Below are 22,166 nucleotides of genomic sequence, written 5' to 3' on the forward strand. Positions count from 1 at the left end.
CGCCTCGGCGGGTGCGGCTCAGGCCGCCGAGGCCATGCTGCAACTGCAGATCCCGCTCCAGCCGCGCAAGGCGGCCCTGCTGGCGCTCGCCCGCCAGAGCGGCCTGTCGATCGGCTTTCCCGCCAGCCTCCAGTGCGCGGGCCGGGCCTCGGCCATCGGGCTGATGACCGCGACCCAGGCGCTTGAGCGGATCCTCAGGGATTCCGGCTGCCGGGCAGTCCGGCTCGATTCTCGCACGATCGCGATCGAGGCGGAGCAGGCGCCGAGGCCCGCGCCCCGCCTGCCGCCGGCCGAGCCGCCCGCCCCGCCGTCCGCGGCGCTCGCCGAGCTGGTCGTCACGGCCACCAAGCGCGAGGTCGACCTGCGCAGCGTGCCCTACGCCCTGACGGCGCTCACAGCCGACGACCTGGAGCGGGACGGGGTGCGAGGCAGCGGCGACCTGCCGGCCGTGGCCGCCGGGGTGACGGTGACGAACCTCGGGCCCGGGCGCGACAAGCTGCTCCTGCGCGGACTCTCCGACGGGCCGCTCACCGGCCACACCCAGTCCACCGTCGGCATCTACCTGGACGAGCTCAGGCTCACCTACAACGCCCCGGATCCGGACCTCAAATGGGTGGACGTGGCGCGCGTGGAGGTCCTGCGCGGGCCGCAGGGATCGCTCTACGGCTCGGGCTCGATCGGCGGCGTGCTGCACGTGGTCACCCGCGCGCCCGACCCGCTGATGCGCGACGGCAGGGTCGCGGGCTTCGCCGAGACGACCCGCGACGGAGGGGTGAGCTACGGCGGCGAGGGCATGGTCAACCAGCCCTTGGCCGAAGGCCGCGGCGCCGTCCGCCTGGTCGGCTGGTGGGAATCGGTCGGCGGCTATGTGGACAATCGCGGCGCCGGCCGGACCGACGCCGACCGCACGCGTCGCCACGGCCTGAGGGCCTCCGCCCTGTGGGAGGCGCAGCCGGACCTCACCCTGACGGCTTCCGTCGTGCAGCAGTCGATCAATTCGGCGGACACGCACTACGCCCAGCCCGGGCTCGGAACCTTCGCCCGATCGACCCCGAATCCGGAGCCGCACGACAATGACTTCCTGGCTGCCGACCTGACGCTCCGCTGGGCGGCGCGCCTCGCCGATGTGACGGTCACCACTGGCGTCCTCGAGCACGACGTCGCCAGCCGCTACGACGCTTCGCTTGCGCCCGCGGCCCTGGCGCCGGGCGGGGATGCGCCGGCGATCTACGACGACGACAACGACATCAAGGGCCTGGTCAACGAGGCGCGCGTGACCTCGCGCGGACAAGGGCCGCTGCAGTGGCTGGCCGGCGCCTTCGCCGCGTTCGGCCAGCAGGATCTTTCCGGGACGCTGTTCGGGGCAAAGGGGGGGATCGGCTACGACGAGACCCGGCGCGACCGACTGCTTGAGACGGCCCTGTTCGGCGAGGCTTCCTACGCGCTCGGCCGGCGACTGACCCTGACGGCCGGCGGACGGCTGTTCAGCTCCAGCGTGCGCACGCGATCGCACGTCAGGCTGGGAACCGCCTCCAGGGACTTCGACGGCAAGACCTCAGACTCAGGCTTCGCCCCCAAGCTGGTGGCCGCCTATGCCGCCGCGCCCAGCCTCGGCCTCTATGTGCAGGCGGCGGAGGGCTATCGCTCCGGCGGCTTCAACACCAGCGGCCCGATCGGACAGGCGTTCGGCGCGGGCGCCGGCGCGGCGCAGCCCCTGCGCCGCTACGTCGGGGACGAGCTGTGGAGCTACGAGGCGGGCCTGCGGTGGCAGCCTTCGCCGAACTGGCGCATGCGCGCTGCGGTCTTCCATGCATCCTGGCGCGACATCCAGGCCGATCTTCTTCTGCCGTCAGGCCTGCCGTTCACCGGCAACATCGGCGACGGACGCAGCAGCGGCGCGGAGCTCGAGACGGCCTACGCCCGGGGGCAATGGACCTTCAGCGCCAATCTGACGGCGCAGGAGCCGGAGCTGAACCGCCCCGACCCCGGGTTCGCGCCGAGAGGCGATGCGGGCCTGCCGGGGGTTCCGAAGCTCGCGTTCGGCGTGGCGGGCGCCTACCGCCGTCCTCTCGCGGGGCGAGGCTATCTGGAGGCCACTGCGCGCTACGCCTACGTCGGCCGCTCGCACCTGACGATCGACGCCCAGACGGCGCCGGCGATGGGCGGGTATGGCGATCTGAGGCTCGGGCTCGCGCTGGCGGCCGGCGACCTGCGGGTTGAACTCTACGGCGAGAACGTGGCCGACAGCCGCGACGACACCTTCGCCTACGGCAACCCCTTCTCTCTGCGGAAAGTCCCCCAGACCACGCCCCAACGGCCGCGCACGATCGGCCTCTCGGTGAGCCGGAGCTTCTGAGCGGTCTAGTCGGCGACGCCGACGGCTTCGCGCATGCCGCGCAGGCGGGCGAGGATCGTCTTGTTCTCGTCCGTCAGGCCGCCGCCGTTCTGGTTGACGAGCGCCAGGGCGTCGAGGTGCAGCTTCAGGGCGTCCGAGTGCCAGACGCCGCTGGTCGTCAAACCCTCGACCATGGCGCTGATGCCGCGCGCCACTTCGCCGATGGCCTCCATCTCCGCCGCGCCGGCCACCTCGGCCACGTTCATCGCGGCGTCGGCGAGCGTCTGGCATTCGGCGAACAGCACCTCCTCGCTCTGTGTCGCGAACACCAGGATCTCCTGGAGCTTGGCCTCGACGTAGCCGTGGATGGCTTCCGACAGCTGGGCCACCCGGCACTCGGCGTCGTTGACGAGCTCCGCCGCGGTAGGCGCGTCGATGGTCTCGAGGATCTTCGCGAGCCGGTTTTCCGGCGTGAAGATACGGGCGGAGCTCATGGGCGGGTCCTAGCCAAACAGGGCGTCCACGTCATCCTGTGACATGGCCCGCTCAGGATTGGCGGTGAGCGCGATCGTGTCGGCGCGGCGCTCCGGCAGACCCTCGGGCAAGGGCAGGTGCTGGAAGCGGCGGTCCGGCCCGCAGTAGTTGGACGTGGTGACGAACTCGCGGCTGTTGCGCGCGAGCCATTCGATGCGGCTGAGCAGGACGGCCGGGGCGATCGGCTTCTTGACGATCATGTTCGCGCCGGCGTCCCGCGCGCGGATCACCTTCTCGGCCGGCGTGTGGCCGCTGACCACGATGATCGGGGCGGTGAAGTTCGGCAGGTTCGGCTCGCCGCGGATGTGGCGCGTCAGCGAGATGCCGTCCTCGTTCGGCATTTCGCCGTCGATGATGATCAGGTCGAAGATCGCCGAGGTCAGCAGCTCACGCGCCTCCTCTGGCGACCGACACCCGCTCGTCTTGTCGACGCGGAAGCCCAGGAGGATCTGAGTCATGAGCTCCAGCGACTGCGGGTTGTCGTCGACCAGCAGGACCTTGGTTTTCCGCAAGTCCAATCGCGAGGTCGAATGCAGCATGGGCCGCGGCTCATCTCCTTAGGGGTCAGGCTCAGGTGTCGTTGAACAGGGCGTCGGCGGCGTCCTGATCCAGGCCCTGGCCGGGCGCGGCCGGGCCGTTGAGCAGGGGATCGTGCTCGGGCGCCGGCCCGAATTCGGTGGTGGCGATCAGGCTCTCCAGGCGCGACAGGCGTTGGCCGGCCAGGTCCTGGAAGGCGCAGGCCTCGAGGATGGCGCAGAGCGTGCGCTCGACGCGGTCCAGAGCCGAAGTCTGGCCCTCGCGCGCGGCGTTGATGTCGCCCAGCCCCATCTCGGCGGCCGCCAGCATGGCGTCCGCGGCCTGTTCGATGTCGGCGCGGATCAGCCCGATGACCTCGCGGGCTTCGCTGGCCGACACCTCAGAGCTCTCCCAGCACCGCGCTGAGCTTCTGCTTCAGCACGGCCAGGGTGAAGGGCTTGATGATGTAGTTGTTCACCCCGGCCTTGCGGGCGGCGATGACGTTCTCGGTCTTGGCCTCGGCCGTGACCATCAGGAACGGTATGTCCTTGGTACGGGCGTCGGCGCGCACCTTCTGGAGCAGTTCGTAGCCCGTCATCGGGCTCATGTTCCAATCGGAGAGGATCAGGCCGTAGTCCTTGGCTTGGATCTTCTCGAGCGCCGTCGGACCATCCGTCGCGTCATCGATGTTTCGGAACCCGAGTTGCTCGAGGAGACCGCGGACGATGCGGATCATCGTCTTGTAGTCGTCCACGACGAGCACGTTCATGGATTTGTCGACGGCCATGTCTCTACGCCTCTTCGCCCACCCCCGGGGCCATTCAACGCCTCCACGAATTTCCCGGAATGGCTAACAAAGAGTAATTATGAATGTATTCGGGGCTTATGATCCTATTGGTATCCGCGAACAGAAAGACACGTCAGGTGTAACAAGATGCACCTGCGGAATATAGAATGATCTGTGTGGAGATATAGGCGGTGTCATAATGCCTATCGGTCGGCGCCTAGCGGCGAATATACTCAAAATGGGTACTGGTATTTCTGCACGTAAACCTGGGCGGTAAGGCGTCGTTAACCAAATCGACTCCCGTTTATTCGCGCGGCGAGAGGCCGGCGGAGCCACGGGGGTGGGCGTTGGACGATCTGGTAAGCGATTTCATCGCAGAGACCCGCGAGGGGCTCGAGGCTCTCGATAGCGAGCTCGTGCGGTTCGAGCAGCATCCCGATGACCCGGAGACGCTGGGCGGCATCTTCCGCCTGATCCACACCATCAAAGGCACCTGCGGCTTCCTAGGGCTGATGCGTCTGCAGACCGTCGCCCACGCGGCGGAGAACGTCCTGGGAGGCTTCCGTGACGGGGTGGTTCCAGTCACCCCAACCGCTGTCTCGGCCGTCCTGGACACCGTCGACCTGATCCGCTCCCTCACCGACGCCCTGGCCGAATCCGGGGCTGAACCGGAAGGCGACGACAGCGCGCTCATCGCCAGGTTGGAGGCGGTGCTCGAGGCGGACGGCGCGCCCGAGGCGCCCGTCGAGACGCCGGCCGCGGCCGCGCCCGCCATGGCGACCCCTGCCGACAACCGCAGCCTCATCGAGCGGCTGGGCGGCGACGCCAGTCTCGACGCGGCGGCGGAGATGACCTTGCCCAAGTTGCGCGGCGAGGGGGGCGAGGCGACGGCGTTCTCGGCGGCCGATCCCGACCGCCTGCAGGCCGCGCTCCGCGATGGTCTGATCGAGGTGGCGCGCAAGCAGGCCGCGACGGGAGGCTTCGCCAAGGCACTCGGGGAGACGCTGGAGACGTCCCTGGACGCCGGCCAGCTCGCCCATGCCTTCGACGTGATGGCTGCATCCCTGCGCGATCTCGATGTCGCCGACCGCGACGTGACGGAGCTGCGTGACCTGGCCCTGCCCGCCGCGGAGGCCGAACCCGAAGTGGAGCCCATGCTCGAGGTCGCCCCGCCGCCGGTCATCGAGGCGGTCGCGCCGCCTCCGCCCGCGCCTGCGCCCGCGCCTCCCGTGGTCGCGGCCGAGCCCCCGCCGGCCCCGCCTGCGGCCCAGCCGGCTCCGGCGGCGAAGCCGCTCGGCGAGACCGAGACGCCCCGCGCCGCCGCCGCGTCCTCCGGCGGCGGTGACGGGGCGGGCCCCGCCCAGACCATCCGGGTCAGCGTCGACGCGCTCGAGCACCTGATGACGGTAGTCAGCGAACTGGTGCTGATCCGCAACCAGCTGATTCAGACCCTGAGGCTCGAGCCCGAGAGCCCGTTCGCCGCGCCGCTCAACCGGCTGAACCAGGTGACCAGCGAGCTGCAGGAAGGGGTGATGACCACCCGCATGCAGCCGATCAGCGGCGCCTGGGCCAAGCTGCCGCGCCTGGTGCGGGACCTGGCGCAGGACCTCGGCAAGAAGATCGACCTCGTCATGTACGGCCAGGAGACCGAACTCGACCGCCAGGTGCTCGAGCTGATCAAGGATCCGCTCACCCACATGATCCGCAACGCCGCCGACCACGGGCTGGAGACGCCGGCCGACCGGCGCGCCGCCGGCAAGTCGGACGTCGGACGCATCACCCTGCAGGCGCGCCATGAGGGCGGGGCCATCGTCATCGAGGTGGCCGACGACGGCCGCGGCCTGTCGGCCGAGAAGATCCGCGCCAAGGCGCTGGCGACCGGCCTCGTGACGCCGACCCAGGCCGAGCAGATGTCGGACGCCGACGCCCGCTCGCTGATCTTCCTACCCGGCTTCTCGACGGCCTCGCAGGTCACCTCCGTCTCTGGACGCGGGGTCGGGATGGACGTGGTGCGCACCAACATCGAGAAGATCGGCGGCGCCATCGACGTCTCTTCCGTTGAGGGCGGCGGCACGCGGTTCACGATCCGCATTCCGCTGACCCTCACGATCGTCTCGGCCCTGATCGTCGAATGCTGCGACGAGCGCTTCGCCATCCCGCAGTCCTCGGTGGTCGAGCTGGTCAGCGCCTCGGGCGCGTCGGGCGCGTCCGGCCGGGCGATCGAGTACATCGACGGTTCCGCGGTGCTCCGCCTGCGCGACAGACTGCTGCCGCTGGTCTCCCTGCAGTCGCTGCTCGGGCTGGAAGCGTCTGGCGAACCCTCTGGCGAGACCTGCATCGTGGTCTGCCGGGTGGGCGCCTTCACCTTCGGGGTGATCGTCGACCGGGTGTTCGACACCGAGGAGATCGTGGTCAAGCCGGTCGCCACCGTGCTGCGCCACCTCAAGCTCTACTCCGGCGCCACGATCCTCGGCGACGGCTCGGTGATCCTGATCCTCGATCCCAAGGGCATGTCCAGCGAGGCGGGCGCCGGCCAGGGCGCCACCGCGACCCAGGACGAGGCCGAGGCCCAGGCCGCCGGCGAGGCCCAGGACCGGGCGGCCCTGCTGGTGTTCCGGGCCGCCAACGACGCGCTCAAGGCCGCGCCGCTGGCGTCGGTGTCGCGCATCGAGGAGGTCGCCGCCGACCAGATCGAACGGGTCGATGGCCGGGCGGTCATCCAGTACCGCGGCAAGCTCATGCCGATCCTCGGCGCCGACGCCCAACCGGCGGCGGTCTGGGAAGGCGGCCGCCGGCCGCTACTGGTGTTCGCCCGCGAGGACCGGGCGGTCGGCCTTCTGGTCGAGGAGATCGTCGACATCGTCGAGAGCGCGGTCAGCTCCGAACTCGACTCCCGCGGCGAGGGAGCCATGGGCAGCCTGATCATCGCCGGAAAGGCGACGGAGCTGATCGATGTGGGCTTCTACTGGCGGCGCGCCGTGAACGAGGACTCCGCGGAGCCTCGGGCGCGCCCGGGGGAGGGGCCGGCGCGGCGGGGGGCGGGCGCCAAGCGGCTGCTGGTCGTGGACTCCAGTCCCTTCTCGCAGCTGCTGCTCCGTCCCCTGCTGGCCCAGGCCGGTTATGAGGTGACGGTCGCGGTCGACGCCGACGCTGCCCTGAACCTCTACGACTCCGGGCAGCAGTTCCACCTGATCATGGCCGACACGCGCCCCGGCGCGCCGCAGGTGAAGGCGTTCGCCGAGGCCCTCGGCAAGGCGACGCGCTGGCACGGCACGCCGCTGCTGTCGCTGGCGATGCAGTCGGCCGGTGAGGCCGGCGTCGACAAGACCACCCTGCTCGACGCGGTGTCGGGCGCTCTGGACGATATGCGGGGGGCGGCATGACGGTCGCGATGGATCCAGCCATGGCCTCGGTCGGTGCGGCCGAGGGTCTGGTCTCAGTGCGGATCGGCAAGCAGGCCTTCGGGGTGCCTGTGCTGAGCGTCCAGGACGTCATCGCACCGACCGCCATCAACCGGGTGCCGCTCGGCCCGCCCGAGGTGGCGGGCTCGCTGAACCTGCGCGGCCGCATCGTCACCGCCATCGACATGCGCCGCCGCCTCGGCATCGAGCCGCGCGGCGCGGACGAGAGCACCATGTCGGTGATCGTCGAGCGCAACGGCGAGCTCTACGCCCTGCTGGTGGACGATGTAGGCGACGTGCTCTGGCTGCAGGCCAACCTGCACGAGCCGCCGCCGGTCACCCTCTCACCGGAGTGGCGACGCCTGTGCAGCGGGCTCTACCGCCTCGAAGGCGAGCTTCTGCTCGTCCTGAAGGTGGAGGAGGTGCTGCACCTCGATCCGTCGACCGCCATGCGGCCGTCGCCGACCGCCGCGGCTCCGGCCGCTGCGGCCGAGGCGCCGGTCGCTCAGAGCCTGTTCGAGCGGCTCGGCGGCGCGGCGGCGGTGGAGGCGGCCGTGGAGCTCTTCTACCGCAAGGTCCTGGCCGACGAGCGCATCAACAGCTTCTTCCAGGGCGTCGACATGAAGCGCCAGGCGCGTAGCCAGCGGGCGTTCCTGACCATGCTGATGGGCGGTCCGAACAGCTACACCGGCGCCAACCTGCGCTCCGGCCACCAGCGGCTGAAGGGGCTGAACGACGGCCACTTCGACGCCGTGGTCGAGCATCTGGCGGCGACCCTGAAGGAGCTTGGCGCCGCGGACGCCGACATCGCCGAGGCCGGCGCTCTCGCGGAGTCGGCGCGGGCCGACGTGCTCAACCGATGAGAGCACGGAGCGGGGTTGCGACCGGCTGTGGAATAGGTGCGATCGAGGCGTGTAGAATACGCCTGAGGCGCAAATTAAGAACACATAAGTATAAATGAAGTGTTCCCAAGTAACGAAATACACGAATCGGAGCGGGTGTTACCGTCGTGACGAAAACGATTCGAATTCTCAAGAGGTATAGGTCTGGGCAGCGCTCGGGGGGCGTATATGGGCGGTAAATCTTCGGTGGCGCTGAGTCAGGATACCGGCGCCAGTCTATTCGAACGTCTTGGCGGCGAGGCCGCGGTGGATGCGGCGGTCGAGCTGTTCTACCGGAAGGTCCTCGCCGACCCGCGGATCAACGCCTTCTTCGACGGCGTCGACATGAAGCGCCAGGCGCGGAGCCAGAAGGCCTTCCTGACCATGCTGATGGGCGGGCCGAACAACTACACGGGCGACAGCCTGAGGATGAGCCACCGCAAGTATGCGGCGCAGGGGCTCAACGACATTCACTTCGACATCGTCGTGAAGCATCTGGCGGACACCCTGCGGGAGCTGGGTTGCGCCGAGAGCGACATCGCCGAAGTCGGCGCGCTGGCCGAGTCCGCGCGTGACGACGTCTTGAACCGAGAACCACAGGGGAGCGGGATGGCACAGGGATCCGCGGCCGTTCGCAAGCAAGAGACCGAAGCGCCGGACGAACTGGCGGCGCAGCTCGAGGATTACAAGGGGCAGGTCGACGCGATCCGCCGCTCGCAGGCGGTGATCGAATTCGGCACCGACGGCGTCATCCTCGACGCCAATGACAACTTCCTGAGGGCGCTCGGCTACTCGCTGGACGAGATCCGCGGTCAGCATCACTCGATGTTCGTCGACCCCGCGGAGCGCTCGAGCCCTGAATACCGGGCGTTCTGGGATCGGCTGAGCCGCGGCGAGTACGACGCCGGCGAGTACAAGCGCATCGGCAAGGGCGGCAAGGAGATCTGGATCCAGGCCAGCTACAACCCGATCTTCGACAGATCGGGCCGGCCGTACAAGGTCGTGAAGTACGCCTCCGACATCACCGCCCAGAAGATGGCGGCGGCCGATGCGGCGGGCCAGCTCGATGCGATCAGCAAGGCCCAGGCGGTCATCCAGTTCCACCTCGACGGCACGATCATCGAGGCCAACGCCAACTTCCTCAACACCCTCGGATACTCGCTCGAGGAAGTGCGCGGGAAACATCACTCGATGTTCGTCGAGCCCGAATACCGGGCGAGCCCCGAGTATCGGGCCTTCTGGGACAAGCTCGGCCGCGGCGAATACGACGCCGGGCGCTATCTGCGGGTCGGCAAGGGCGGCAAGGAGATCTGGATCCAGGCCAGCTACAACCCGATCCTCGATCCCAGCGGCAAGCCGGTGAAGGTGGTGAAGTACGCCACCGACATCACCGAGCAGGTGAAGCGCGAGCAGGAGAACGAGACCTTGAGCCGCGTGGTCGACGCCGCGCCGTTCAACGTCATGGTCTGCGATCCCAACGACCTGACCATCAACTATCTCAACAAGCGCACGATCGAGACCCTGCGCGGCCTGCAGCACCTCTTGCCGGTGCCGGCCGACAAGCTGCTCGGCCAGTGCATCGACGTATTCCACAAGAACCCGGCCCACCAGCGCCGGCTGCTGGCGGATCCGAACAACCTGCCGCACCGGGCGATCATCAAGCTCGGCGACGAGGCTCTCGATCTGCGGGTCCAGGCGCTGCGCGATGGCCAGAACCGCTACAACGCCGCCATGCTCACCTGGACGGTGGTCACCGACCAGCTACGCTTCATCGACCGGGTGAACGACTTCAGCAAGGACGTCGCCGGATCGGCCGAGGACATGCGCGGGATGGCCAACACCATGGCCGCCTCCGCCGAGGAGACGAGCAACCAGGCCGCCGCGGTCGCCGCGGCCTCGGAAGAGGCCTCTTCCAACGTCCAGACGGTGGCCTCCGCCGCCGAAGAGCTGTCGGCTTCGATCCAGGAGATCACGCGCCAGGTCGAGCAGTCCTCCAGCATCTCGCGCCAGGCTGTCGAGGAGGCCATGGCCACCGACGGCACCATGCGCGGCCTGGCGGACTCGGCTGAGCGGGTCGGCGAGGTGGTCGGCCTGATCCAGGAGATCGCCTCGCAGACCAAGCTTCTGGCGCTGAACGCGACCATCGAATCCGCCCGCGCCGGTGAGGCCGGCAAGGGCTTCGCGGTGGTCGCCTCGGAGGTGAAGAACCTCGCCGATCAGACGGCCAAGGCGACCAAGCAGATCGCCGAGCAGATCGGATCGATCCAGAAGGCGTCCCAGGCGGCGGTCGGCGCGATCGAGAGCATCCGGCGCACCATCGAGCAGGCGAACGAGGCTTCGGCCGCCATCGCCAGCGCGGTGGAGGAGCAGGGCGCTGCGACGCAAGAGATCACCCGCAACGTGCAGGAGGCCGCCTCCGGCACCCGCGAGGTGTCCTCCAACATCACCGGCGTCACCGACGCGGCGGGTCAGAACTCCCAGGCTGCGGCCGACATGCTGGGCGCGACCAATTCGCTCAGCGACAAGGCCGTCCAACTCGAGGCGCTGGCCGCCGAGATCGAGGCGATGATCAAGGCTTAAGGCTTAGCGGCCGGACCCTGCCGGCCGACAAGCCGAACGCCCCGCGGAGCGATCCGCGGGGCGTTTTTCTGTCTGGCGCCCGATGGCTCCGCGGGAATGACCCGCGGGGCTTTCGTCGTGTCGGAGGTCAGGCCGTGCGGCTGAGCGGCTGGGCGCCGCTCGGGCGATAGAGCCCGCGTGCGCCGGGGGAGAGCTCGAAGGCGTTGCTCACCCCGATCACCGTCTCGGCGCTGCCGAGGAAGAGGTAGCCGTCGTCGGTGAGCACGCGGCGCAACTCGCCCAACACCCGCCGCTTCTGGTCGACGTCGAAGTAGATCAGGACGTTGCGGCAGAAGATGATGTCGAAGCCGCCGAGCCCCGCCGAGCCGTGCAACAGGTTGTGCGAGCGGAAGGTGACGATCTGCTGAAGCGTCGGGGAGACGCGCCAGCAGGCGCCCTCCGGCGTGAACCAGCGTTTCAGCCGCTCCTCGGTCAGGCCGCGGCGCACCTCGAAGTCGCTGTAGAGGCCGCTGCGCGCCTTGCGCAGGATCGCCTCCGACATGTCGGTGGCCAGGATCTCCAGGCGCCAGCCGGGCATCCGCGCCGACATCTCCTGGAGCAGCATGGCGATCGAATAGGGCTCCTGCCCGCTGGAGCAGGCCGCGCAGAGGATGCGCAGCGATTTCACCGACTTGCGCGCCTCGATCAGCTCGGGAAGCACTTGGTTCGCCAGCTGCTCGAAGGGGCCGCCGTCGCGGAAGAAGAACGACTCGTGCGTGGCCATGGCCTCGACGCAGCGTGTCACCAGGCTGTCCACCGGATTGGCGCGCAGCTTGGCCAGCAGCTCGGGCACGCCGCTCAGGCCTTCGGCGCGGGCCACGGGCGTCAGGCGGCTGCTGACGAGGTAGGCCTTCTCGGGCGTCAGGACGAGGCCCGAGCGGTTCCGGATGAGCTGGCAGAAGTAGTCGAAATCAGGTCCGGTCATGCGCCCACCTCGACTTGGCGACGGATCCAGGGGGCGACCTCGCCGATCGGCAGGATCGCGTCGGCGAGGCCGGTGGCTGCGGCCGCGCCGGGCATGCCCCAGACCACGCTGGTGGCTTCGTCCTGGGCGATGAAATGGCCGCCGGCGGCCGAGATCGCCTCGCAGCCCTTGGCGCCGTCGGCGCCCATGCCGGTGAGGATCACGGCGATGGCCGCCGGGCCGTACACGCGCGCGATGCTGCGCAGCATGGGGTCGACCGCCGGGCGGCAGAAGTTCTCCGGCGGATCCTGATTGAGGCGGATCACCGGCGTCGGGCCGGCGCGGCCGACGGTCATGTGCCAGCCTCCGGGCGCCACGTAACATCGCCCGGGTTCTATGCTCTCGCCGTCCTTGGCTTCGGCGCAGGGCCGCTCGCCGGCCCGCGACAGCTGTTCGGCGAGAAGGGCGGTGAAGGTGGCCGGCATGTGCTGGGTCAGCAGGATCGGCTGCGGGACCGCGCCACGCAGCGCTTCGAAGAGGCCGATGAGGGCGGGCGGGCCGCCGGTGGAGGCGCCGATCGCCAGGACCTGCGGCTTCACGCGCCGGCTGGCGGGCGTGGCCGGCGGTCGCGGCCACGACGCGGCCAGCGGGTTGCGCGGGGCGGGCGCCGCGGCCGGAGCCGGCGCGGCGCGGACCGGCTTGCGCGCGCCGAGCGCCTTGATCTTGGAGACAAGCTCGCGCTGGAACTCCGCGGCGCCGGCGAGCCCGGTTTCGGGCTTGGCCACATAGTCAGAGGCGCCGAGCTGCAGGGCCTTGAGGCTCACCTCCGCATTCCGGCGGGTGAGCGTCGAGGCCATGATGACCTCTACGTGCGGATGGCTCTTGAGGATGCGGGTCAGGGCGGTCAGGCCGTCCATGACCGGCATCTCGATGTCGAGCACCACGATGTCGACCTCGTGGCGCTCCATCTCGCGGAGCGCGATCTCGCCGTTGGATGCGGTGCAGACGACTTCGATGGCGCTGTCCGTGGCCAACTGACGCGAAACCAGGCCCCGAACCACCGCGGAATCGTCGACCACCATCACGCGGATCGTCGGCGCCGCCGCCGCAACTTCTACCGCACCCACTGCCACTCAAGCCCCCATCGCAACCGGAGCGGAAGGCGCTCTACCGATAGTGGGCGCCCTTGAACCGCTCGACTTCTAGCCGAGTAAAGTTGAGCATAGAGGCGAAAATTATTGGTTAAGTTCGCTCGATGGGAGAACTAGCCACCCAATGTCGGATAGTGAATAATTAGATTCGATTTTGAGGGTGTGAATAGAGTCGGTCGGTCTATATTAGTAACCTTGGTATGTGTCTCTGCCGCAAAGTTACCCGTGAGGTGTATTTTAATATGCTGGAGGTCGTATGGTGTTCAGGTCGCTGACACTGACGGGCGAACAGATACGCGCGGCTCGGGCTCTCGGTCGCCTCGAACAGGCTGAACTGGCCCGGCGCAGCGGCCTGAGCCTGGAGACCATCAAGCGGCTGGAACGCATCCGCGGTCCGGTGGACGCCAACAGCCGGACGCTGAATGCGATCAGCGAGGCCTTCCAGCTGATGGGGATACAATTCGAGAGCGGCGAGGGGGTCGGCGTCCGGCTGCTGGAGCCCGTCGCGGCCCCGGCCATCCCGATCCGCAGCGGCGCCGCCGCGCCGCGCAGCGCCTCGGGCCAGCTGCATCGCCTCATCTACCACTCCGCCGTTCGCCCGGAAGCGTCGGTGCGGATGAGGGACCTGCTCGAGGATATCCTGCAGTCCTCCCGCCGGCGGAACGAGAGCCTGGGCGTGACCGGCGTGCTGTTCGCCTGCCAGGGCCGCTTCCTGCAGGTCCTCGAGGGCGAGAAGCACGCGGTCCAGCAGGTCTACGGCGCCATCTCGGCCGATCCGCGGCACGGCGCGCTTCAGGTGGTCGAGAGCCGCGCGGTGGTGTCGCGGCAGTTCCCGGACTGGACCTTCTGCTGCGGCCTCTTCCCGGTCGACCGGGAGATGTTCGGCGTCGAGCCGGCGCTGCAGGACGGTTTCCGGCCCGAGGTCCTCACGCCGGCCTCGGCGCTCGGCCTGCTCAGCGTGGTCAAGGACGTGCAGCAGACCGCGCCGCGCGTCTCGCGCGGATCGCCCTCGGCCTGTCCGCTGGCCGCCGAGTGTCTCGATCGCGAGTGCTCGGTGAGCTACGGCGAGGACCGCCGATCGGCTCTGCCCGACTGCGCATGATCTGCGACAATCCGCCGCGTCTCTCCGCGGCCTCGCCCCGCAGGCGCAATTTGCTTCCCCCTGAGGGGGATCGCGCGCCCCGCAAGGTGGCGTGGCGGGCGTGGCGAAGCGGCGTTCTGCAACCGGAAGTTCGGGTCACGGGGCCTGCAAATCAGGTCACGCCTTGAGTTGGGACGGCGGCGTTCGCGCCGCAGTCGCGCGTGCTGCGCACGAGCGGGGGGAATTTCGGAGTGAGCGCGTCGCACCAGCCTCAGGTGAGGAGCGGCCCGAAACTGCGGGCTGCGCGCCAGCGCAGAGCGTCGCGCGCCTTGCAGCGCCGCTCGCAGATCGTGAAGGCGGGTCTCGTCGAGCGGATCCAGGACATCCTGTCCAGCATCCTGAACATCTCCTCGGAAGGGGTGATCGTCGCCGACGAGAGCCTGCGGGTGCTGCTGTTCAGCAAGGGCGCGGAGGGAATCTTCGGCTATGAGCCGCGCGAGATCCTGGGGCGTCCCCTCGAACGGCTGATCCCGGTGCGCCATCGCGCGGGGCACCGTCGACATGTGGAGCGCTTCGCCAAGGGCGCGGTGCAGAGCCGGCGGATGAACGCCCGCAGCGAGGTCCTCGGCCTGACCCGCGACGGACGGGTGATCCCCCTGGAAGTGGGGCTTTCACGGCTGGCGACGGCCGAGGGCACCATCTTCACCGCCCTCGTGCGCGACGTCTCCGAGCGGCGCGACGCCGAGGCCGCCTTGGCGCTGGCCGCCACAGAGGCCCAGGCCGCCAACCAGGCCAAAAGCGCCTTCCTGGCCGCCATGAGCCACGAGATCCGCACGCCGCTGAACGGCGTCCTCGGCATGGCCCAGGCCATGGGGATGGAGGAGCTGTCGTCCCACCAGCGCGAGCGGCTCGAGGTGATCCGCCAATCCGGCGAGAGCCTGCTGGCGATCCTCAACGACCTGCTTGACCTGTCCAAGATCGAGGCGGGCAAGCTGGAGCTCGAGGAGACCGAGTTCGACATCGACCAGGTGGCGCGCGGCGCGCACGACACCTTCGCGGCGCTCGCCGCCAGCAAGGACCTGGAGTTCGACCTGCGGGTGACGACGGTCGCGCGGGGCGTCTATCGCGGAGATCCGCTGCGGGTTCGCCAGATCCTGCACAATCTGATCTCCAACGCCCTGAAATTCACCGAGCGCGGCGGCGTGCGCGTGAAGGTCGGCCGCAATCGGGCCGGGTTGCTGACCCTGCGGGTCGTCGACACGGGCATCGGCATCGCGCCGGAGAAGGCCGCCAACCTGTTCCAGAAGTTCGAGCAGGCCGACGCCTCGACCACCCGCCGGTTCGGCGGCACGGGCCTTGGCCTGGCGATCTGCCGCGACCTCGCGGAGATGATGGGCGGCTCGATCGGGGTGAAGTCGCGGCCGGGCCGCGGGGCGGCCTTCGAGGTGGTGCTTGACCTGCCGCGGGTGGGCGACGCGCAGGCCGCCGAGCCGCCGCCGCTGGTGGCGCCGGCGCCGGCCGCGGGGGAGTCCTCGCTGCGCATCCTCGTCGCCGAGGACAACCAGATGAACCAGCTCGTGCTGAAGACGCTGCTCAACCAGATCGGCGTCGAGCCGGTGATGGTCGGCAACGGGCGGGCCGCGGTCGAGGCCTGGGCCGGTGCGCGCTGGGACCTGATCCTCATGGACGTCCAGATGCCGGAGATGGACGGGCCGACGGCGGCGGCCGTGATCCGCGGACGCGAGGCGACCGAGGGGCGCTCGCGCACCCCGATCCTGGCCCTGACCGCCAACGCCATGAGCCACCAGATGGCCGAATATCGCCGGGCCGGCATGGACGGCCTGATCGCGAAGCCGATCGAGGTGGAGAAGCTTTACGCGGCGATCGCCGCTCTGCATCCGGCCGACGAGGCGGATGCCGCGGCCTCCCGCGCGGCGGCCGGGTCGTCCTGAGCGCGACACCCAGATCCTGAGCCGTTCCGGCGCTGAAGTTTTTGCCGGGCGCAGCGCTGCAGCGCTTGCCTACTGACGGTTGCAGGGGAAGGCCCTGCCCGCGCAGATGGTTCGTTTTCCCGAGTGAAAACAACCAGTCGCGATTGGCCTGGCCCTTGCTCCGCGTCCCCACGGGCATGACGCCCGCGGCGTCAGAATGACGTCGGCGCCTTGAAATAAGGACCAGTGCAAAATGACGATGAATTCGATCAACACCAACACTGCGGCGATGATCGCGCTGCAGAACCTGTCGTCCACCCAGATGTCCCTGGCGACCACTCAGAACCGGATCAACACCGGCCTGAAGATCGCTTCGGCGAAAGACAACGGCGCCATCTGGGCCATCGCGCAGACCGAAAAGGCGCAAGCCAATTCGCTCGACGCGGTGGTGAACTCGCTGAACAACGGCAAGTCCGTGGTCGACACGACTCTGCAGGCCGGCGCCCAGCTGACCGATCTTCTGACCCAGATGCGTTCCAAGGCCCTGGCGGCCTCGGACGCCACCATCGACGACCCGTCGCGCGCTCAGTATGCGTCGGAGTTCGCCAAGCTGGGCCAGTCGTACGCCAACACCATCGCCTCGGCCACGTTCAACGGGGTCAACCTGATTGACGGCGGCACGGGCCAGGTCCAGGCGCTCGGCAGCACCGACGGCAAGATCACCGTCAACTCGGCTCACGCGGACATCAGCTTCAATGCGCTGTTCTCGACCGCGAAGGCCACCACGACCACGGCTGGCGCCGTCGTCGCGGGTCAGACCTATTTCACGGCCGACGGGGTCACCATGACCGCCGCGGCGTGGACGGGCGCGACCGGCGCGGCCGACGCCGGCTCCGACCTGGCGATGGTGGACACGGCCATGAAGACCGTCACCCAGACCCTCTCGGGCTTCGGTGTGGACTCCAAGGCCATGGACAACCAGCTGACCCTGGTCGGCAAGCTGCAGGACAGCTTGACCACGGGCGTGGGCAACCTGGTCGACGCCAACCTGGCTCAGGAAAGCGCGAGCCTGCAGGCCCTGCAGACCAAGCAACAGCTCGGCGTGCAGGCCCTGTCGATCGCCAACCAGTCGACCAGCATCCTGTTGGGGCTGTTCAAATAAGAAACGTCTCCGGCGCGGGCCTCGCCCGCCAGGTAAAGACGTCAGAAGCGGCGGGGAGGGCGACCTCCCCGCCGTCTTTACGTTGAGGGCCCCGCGCTCAGTCCTGTCCGAAGCGAATCTCGTCGCCGCCGGCGGGCAGATCGATGGTCATGCCGTCCTTGGCCAGACGCCAGTCGAGCGCGCCGCCGGCGTCCATGCCGCGGGTGAAGGCCTCGGGGTTGTACATGGGCAGGCCGGCCTGGGTCAGGTGATACAGCACCAGGCGCTTCACCCCCGCAGACCGGGCGATGTCCGCCGCCTCCACCGGGGTGGTGTGGTAGGTGAGGGTGTCGGTCATCAGCGAACTCATCCGCGGATTGCCGAGCGCCTTCAGGCCCTGCGCCAGCTGGCGCGTCATGTCGGCGTTCTGGGCCTCGTGGATCAGCACGTCCGCGCCTTTGGCGGCCTCGGCGAGCGGCGGCCACTTGCGGGTGTCGCCGCTGACCACGACCGATCGGCCCTTGTAGTCGAACCGGTAGGCGAAGGCCGGCTCGACAGGCTCGTGCGCCACCTTGATCGCCGTCACGGTGAGGTCGCCGTCCTTGTAGGCCACGGCCGTCGCCAGGCCGGAGGCGGAGGGCTTCGGCATCTGGATGACCTTCGGCTGAAGCTCGCCGGACTTGAGGTCGAACTTGAAGGCGCCGTGCTCGTGATGCGCCTTCCGGAAGCCGTGGTCGGTCGCATAGGCGAGGTTGAAGCCCTGGGCCACCTTCTCCGTGCCGGCTGGTCCGACCAGCAGCAGGGGCGCCGGCCGCCCGGCCACCCAGCTCTGCAGGTTGAACTCGCCCACCTCGCCGATGTGGTCGGAATGCAGGTGGGTCAGGAAGAGCGCCTTGGCCTGGTTGAGCGGCAGGCGCCACATCATCAGGTTCTCGGTGGCCTCCGGTCCGACATCGACCAGATAAAGGCTGTCCCCCGCCTGGATCGCCACGCAGGCCTTGGCCCGGTCGCGCACGGGCAGAGGCCCCGAGGTGCCGCAGAAGGTGACGCGAAGGCCGTCGGGCGCCTGGGGCGCGGCCGCGGCGAACTGGGCCTGGGCGGCGGGCGCGAAGGCCAGTCCGACAGCCGCGCCGAGCGCGCCCATAGCCTTCAGCAATGTCCGGCGACGCATGATGTCCTCCCCGATTTCTTACGGCGTCAGCTCATCTTATGGTGACGGTGGCCCGCGGGAAGACGTCGCGGCAGGGGAGGGTGTCCGACTATGTCCTTGAGCTATGACCTCTATTGGTCCTTCCGCTCGCCTTATTCCTACATGGTCGTGCCGAGACTGATCGCGCTCGAGGCCGAGTACGACGTGGTCTGCAATGTGAAGCCGGTCTATCCGCTGGCCGTGCGGACGCCGGAATTCTTCGAGACGCGCGACCCCTTGTGGGTCAGCTACTTCATGAAGGACGTGTTCCGGGAGGCGGCGTTCCTCGGCCTGCCGTTCCGCTGGCCACGGCCCGATCCCGTGCAGCAGGCCAATGGCAGCTATCGCGTGCCCCAGCCGCACATCCATCGCCTGACGCACCTGGGCGTCGCCGCCGTCGAACGCGGGCGGGGCCTGGCGTTCCTGAAGGAGGCGAGCCACACCATCTGGAGCGGCGAGGTGGAGAACTGGCACGAGGGCGACCACCTCGCCCGCGCCGCCGGGCGCGCCGGCCTCGACTTCGCTGAGATGGCTGAGGCGGTGGACGCCGATCCGGACCGCTACGCCGCCGTCGTCGAGGAGAACCAGCTCGAACAGCGCGCCGCCGGCCATTGGGGCGTGCCGATGATGGTGTTCGGCGGCGAGCCGTTCTTCGGCCAGGACCGCTTCGACCAGATGGTCTGGCGCATGCGCCAGCAGGGTCTGGCGGCCCGGGCCGCCTAGTCCTTCAGCTTGGCGGCCTCGGCGGCGGCCTTCACCACCGGCAGGCGCCAGCGCTCGGCGGTCGTCAGCATCCAGCACTCGTAGCGGGTGTGCCAGGTGAGCGGCAGCGGTATGAGGCGGCCCTGGCCGATCTCGGGCTCGAACACCAGGCGCGGCCCCATGGTCAGCAGGTCGGAGTCCATGACCCGCTGCTTGATGAGATTGAAGTCGTCGGAGACGAAGGCCTGCAGGTGGGCCTGTTCGGCCTCGCTCAGCTCGCCGGCCCAGCGGCGGAAGCTCGGCACCAGGCGCGAGACCGCCATCGGATGGCTGAGGAGTTGGCGGGGGCCGAGCGGAGTCTCCTCCGCGAGCACCGGATGGCCCGGCCGGGCCACGGCGATGTGCTCGGACTCGGCCACCTTCACCCGGATCAGGTCGCCGTAGGGTTCGGCCGCCTCGAAGGTGAGGAAGACCACGTCGTAGCGGCCTTCCTCGACGCCGCGCAGCAGGGCCGCGGCCATCTCCTGCTCCGTCTCGAGGTTGAGATGCGGGAAGCGCTCGGCCATGCACCGCACGATCTGCGGCAGCAGCACCAGCCGGGGCACGGGCCCGACCCCGATACGCAGGCGTCCGGCCTCGCCCTGAACCAGATGCTCGAGGTCGCGCGTTAGCACGGCGACACTGTTGAGCAGGCTCTCCGCCCGCTCGGCGATGAAACGGCCGTAGGCGGTCGGCTTGGCGGCGCCGCCGGAACGGTCGAACAGCTTCACAGAAAGCTTGGCCTCGAGACGGGCGATGCTCTTGGACAGGGTGGGCTGCGATACCTGCAGGGCGCGCGCGGCGCCGCTGAATCCGCCGGCGCGGCAGATCGCCAGAACCTGTTCCAGATGGCGAAGCTCCATAGCCGAAAGCTATACCGATATGCGGCCCCGTGGCGAGCCTGCGGCTTGCTTTGTCCCGGTCCGACCTCCCCAATCCGGTGCGGGGATCAGGAACGTCTCGCCAGCCGCACGGCCGGCGGGCAGGACGGGAGGGGCCGGATGGGCCAGCAACTGGACGGCCGCAAGCGCCGCTGGATCGTGACCGGGGCGGTGGTCGCCGTCACCGCGGGCGGCATCGCCCTGGCGGCCAGCGACCTGCCCAAGGCGACCTTGCGCGGGACCGACGCGCCGCCCGTCGCCAAGCCGGCGAAGCCTTCGGCACCCCTGCCGACCGAGCATCTGGCGAGCTGGAACCCGGAGCGGAACGCCTATTTCGGCGACCTGCACGTCCACACCAAGCTGTCGTTCGACGCCTACATCTTCAACGTCCGGGCCACGCCCGATGACGCCTACCGTTTCGCTAAGGGCGAGCCGATCGGCCACGCCTCGGGCGCCCAGGTGCGCCTGGCGGGCGGACCGCTCGACTTCGTCGCCGTCACCGACCACTCCGAGTACATCGGGGCGATGGAGGAGGCGAACGATCCGGCGAGCCCCATCTCCAAGCTGCCGATCGTCCAGGGCCTGTTCTCGTCCGATCCGAAGCAGATGCAGGTCGCCTTCAACCGGATGGTGTTCGGCTACGGCGCGGGGACTCTGCCCAAGGAGTTCAGCGATCCGCGGATCGTCTCCCGCGCCTGGAACGAGCTGCAGACGGCGGCGGCGCGCAACTACGAGCCCGGCCGCTTCACCACCTTCGTGGGCTACGAATACACCTCTGCGCCGGACGGCCGGAACCTCCACCGCAACGTGATCTTCCGCACCGCCAAGGTGCCGGGCGCGCCCTACACCGCCCTGCAGTCCAACGACCCCGAGAACCTGTGGCGGACCATGGACGCCTGGCGCGGAAAGGGCGTCGAGGCCCTGGCGATCCCGCACAATTCGAACGGCTCCGACGGGCTGATGTTCGACACGATGCGCCTGAACGGCAAGCCGATCGACCGGACCTACGCCGAGCTCCGCACCCGCAACGAGCCTCTGGCCGAGATCAGCCAGATCAAGGGCACCTCCGAGACCCATCCCTCGCTGTCGCCCAACGACGAGTGGGCCAACTTCGAGATCATGGAGCGCTACATCGGCGTCGACATGAAGGTGAAACACTTCCGGGGCGGCTATGTCCGCCAGGCGCTGAAGGACGGCCTCGTCTTCCAGGACCGGCAGGGCTTCAACCCGTTCAAGTTCGGCTTCATCGGCTCGACCGACACCCACAACGCCGCGCCGGGCTCGGCGGAGGAGAAGAACTTCTTCTCCAAGGTCGGCCGCGTCGACTTCACGCCGGAGCAGCGCATGTCGATCCCGCCGGGCGGGGCGAAGAGCTGGGACGGCATCGACCCGAACACCGCCATCCGCTTCCAGGACTGGGGCGCGTCTGGCCTGGCCGGCGTCTGGGCCGAGGAGAACACGCGGGAGGCGATCTACGCCGCCCTGCGCCGCAAGGAGACCTTCGCCACCTCCGGACCGCGCATCCGCGTCCGCTTCTTCGCCGGCTACGACTTCCCAGCCGATCTCGCCAAGCGCCCCGACCTGGTGACCCAGGCCTATGCCCACGGGGTGCCCATGGGCGGCGACCTGCTGCCCGCCAAGGGACGCGCGCCCAGGTTCCTGGTCTGGGGCGTGCGCGACCCGAACAGCGGCTTCCTGCAACGGGCGCAGGTGGTGAAGGGCTGGATCGAGAACGGCGTCGCCAAGGAGCGGGTGTTCGACGTCGCCTGCTCAGATCATCTGAGCGTGGACCCGGCGACCGGCCGCTGCCCCAGCAACGGCGCCAGCGTCGACCTGAAGACCTGCGAGCCGACCCGCTTCAAGGGCGACGTGGAGCTGCGCACGGTGTGGACGGATCCGACCTTCGATCCGAAGCAGCGCGCCTTCTACTATGTGCGGGTGCTCGAGAACCCGTCCTGCCGCTGGTCGACCTGGGACGCGCTGCGCAACGGCACGCCGCCAAACCCGACCCTGCCGACGACGATCATGGAGCGGGCCTGGTCTTCGCCCATCTGGTACGAGCCGAAGGCCTGAC

General features: G+C 69.1%; 17 protein-coding genes. 9 read left to right on the forward strand and 8 right to left on the reverse strand.

Going from position 1 to position 22,166, the window contains the following annotated elements; translation table 11 throughout:
* The first annotated feature begins 34 nt into the window (after positions 1-34).
* Positions 35-2,356, forward strand: coding sequence for a TonB-dependent receptor (locus DJ017_RS09845; protein ID WP_111528556.1), 2,322 nt, complete (start codon positions 35-37; stop codon positions 2,354-2,356).
* 5 nt (positions 2,357-2,361) lie between these two features.
* Here the strand turns inward: DJ017_RS09845 and DJ017_RS09850 are convergent, their stop codons facing one another.
* Genes DJ017_RS09850 through DJ017_RS09865 form a run of 4 tightly spaced genes read right to left on the reverse strand, consistent with a single transcriptional unit; the run spans position 2,362 to position 4,172 of the window.
* Complete coding sequence (locus DJ017_RS09850) at positions 2,362-2,829, reverse strand: hypothetical protein (RefSeq protein WP_111528557.1); 468 nt, start codon at positions 2,827-2,829, stop codon at positions 2,362-2,364.
* A 9-nt stretch (positions 2,830-2,838) separates the two neighbouring features.
* A complete protein-coding gene (locus tag DJ017_RS09855; protein ID WP_227000089.1) occupies positions 2,839-3,387 on the reverse strand; it encodes a response regulator in 549 nt (182 codons plus the stop codon).
* 52 nt (positions 3,388-3,439) lie between these two features.
* Entirely contained in the window at positions 3,440-3,784 is a 345-nt protein-coding gene (locus DJ017_RS09860; RefSeq protein ID WP_111528559.1) for a hypothetical protein, read from the reverse strand.
* Between the two features lies 1 nt (position 3,785).
* Positions 3,786-4,172, reverse strand: a complete 387-nt coding sequence (locus tag DJ017_RS09865) for a response regulator (protein WP_111528560.1) — start codon at positions 4,170-4,172, stop codon at positions 3,786-3,788.
* Between the two features lie 347 nt (positions 4,173-4,519).
* Here DJ017_RS09865 and DJ017_RS09870 point away from each other — a divergent pair, with 347 nt between their 5' ends.
* From DJ017_RS09870 to DJ017_RS20625, 3 genes are all read left to right on the forward strand, one after another.
* Positions 4,520-7,555, forward strand: coding sequence for a hybrid sensor histidine kinase/response regulator (locus tag DJ017_RS09870; protein ID WP_111528561.1), 3,036 nt, complete (start codon positions 4,520-4,522; stop codon positions 7,553-7,555).
* Positions 7,552-8,436 carry a chemotaxis protein CheW gene (locus DJ017_RS20800; RefSeq protein WP_227000090.1) on the forward strand — a complete coding sequence of 295 codons (885 nt, stop codon included), beginning with the start codon at positions 7,552-7,554 and terminating at the stop codon, positions 8,434-8,436. Before DJ017_RS09870 ends, DJ017_RS20800 begins: the two co-directional genes overlap by 4 nt.
* A gap of 207 nt (positions 8,437-8,643) precedes the next feature.
* Entirely contained in the window at positions 8,644-11,034 is a 2,391-nt protein-coding gene (locus DJ017_RS20625; RefSeq protein WP_111528562.1) for a PAS domain S-box protein, read from the forward strand.
* A gap of 127 nt (positions 11,035-11,161) precedes the next feature.
* Here DJ017_RS20625 and DJ017_RS09890 read toward each other — a convergent pair whose 3' ends face one another.
* Positions 11,162-11,998 carry a CheR family methyltransferase gene (locus DJ017_RS09890; protein WP_111528563.1) on the reverse strand — a complete coding sequence of 279 codons (837 nt, stop codon included), beginning with the start codon at positions 11,996-11,998 and terminating at the stop codon, positions 11,162-11,164.
* On the reverse strand, positions 11,995-13,059 hold the full coding sequence (locus tag DJ017_RS09895; RefSeq protein WP_111528564.1) for a protein-glutamate methylesterase/protein-glutamine glutaminase: 1,065 nt from the start codon (positions 13,057-13,059) through the stop codon (positions 11,995-11,997). The genes DJ017_RS09890 and DJ017_RS09895 overlap by 4 nt, the downstream gene beginning before the upstream one ends.
* A gap of 328 nt (positions 13,060-13,387) precedes the next feature.
* Between DJ017_RS09895 and DJ017_RS20350 the strand changes: the two genes are divergently transcribed.
* The 3 genes from DJ017_RS20350 to DJ017_RS09910 all read left to right on the forward strand — a co-directional run bounded on the left by DJ017_RS20350 (position 13,388) and on the right by DJ017_RS09910 (position 17,302).
* Positions 13,388-14,230, forward strand: a complete 843-nt coding sequence (locus tag DJ017_RS20350) for a BLUF domain-containing protein (protein WP_193539996.1) — start codon at positions 13,388-13,390, stop codon at positions 14,228-14,230.
* A gap of 308 nt (positions 14,231-14,538) precedes the next feature.
* A complete protein-coding gene (locus DJ017_RS09905) occupies positions 14,539-16,161 on the forward strand; it encodes an ATP-binding protein (protein WP_227000091.1) in 1,623 nt (540 codons plus the stop codon).
* 232 nt (positions 16,162-16,393) lie between these two features.
* Positions 16,394-17,302 carry a flagellin N-terminal helical domain-containing protein gene (locus DJ017_RS09910; protein WP_111528566.1) on the forward strand — a complete coding sequence of 303 codons (909 nt, stop codon included), beginning with the start codon at positions 16,394-16,396 and terminating at the stop codon, positions 17,300-17,302.
* 97 nt (positions 17,303-17,399) lie between these two features.
* Here DJ017_RS09910 and DJ017_RS09915 read toward each other — a convergent pair whose 3' ends face one another.
* Positions 17,400-18,452, reverse strand: a complete 1,053-nt coding sequence (locus DJ017_RS09915) for an MBL fold metallo-hydrolase (protein ID WP_111528567.1) — start codon at positions 18,450-18,452, stop codon at positions 17,400-17,402.
* Positions 18,453-18,542: 90 nt separating this feature from the next.
* On the opposite strand from DJ017_RS09915, the gene DJ017_RS09920 reads away from it, so the two are divergent.
* The gene (locus DJ017_RS09920) at positions 18,543-19,193 is read left to right on the forward strand and encodes a 2-hydroxychromene-2-carboxylate isomerase (protein ID WP_111528568.1); all 651 of its coding nucleotides are present in this window, start codon (positions 18,543-18,545) and stop codon (positions 19,191-19,193) included.
* On the opposite strand, the gene DJ017_RS09925 is transcribed toward DJ017_RS09920, so the two are convergent.
* The gene (locus DJ017_RS09925; protein ID WP_111528569.1) at positions 19,190-20,074 is read right to left on the reverse strand and encodes a LysR family transcriptional regulator; all 885 of its coding nucleotides are present in this window, start codon (positions 20,072-20,074) and stop codon (positions 19,190-19,192) included. The two genes, DJ017_RS09920 and DJ017_RS09925, sit on opposite strands and share 4 nt — an antisense overlap.
* A 138-nt stretch (positions 20,075-20,212) precedes the next feature.
* Between DJ017_RS09925 and DJ017_RS09930 the strand changes: the two genes are divergently transcribed.
* The gene (locus DJ017_RS09930) at positions 20,213-22,165 is read left to right on the forward strand and encodes a DUF3604 domain-containing protein (RefSeq protein WP_165830590.1); all 1,953 of its coding nucleotides are present in this window, start codon (positions 20,213-20,215) and stop codon (positions 22,163-22,165) included.
* Position 22,166: the final 1 nt, after the last annotated feature.

The sequence above is a fragment of the Phenylobacterium soli genome, assembly GCF_003254475.1.
Taxonomy (GTDB): domain Bacteria; phylum Pseudomonadota; class Alphaproteobacteria; order Caulobacterales; family Caulobacteraceae; genus Phenylobacterium; species Phenylobacterium soli.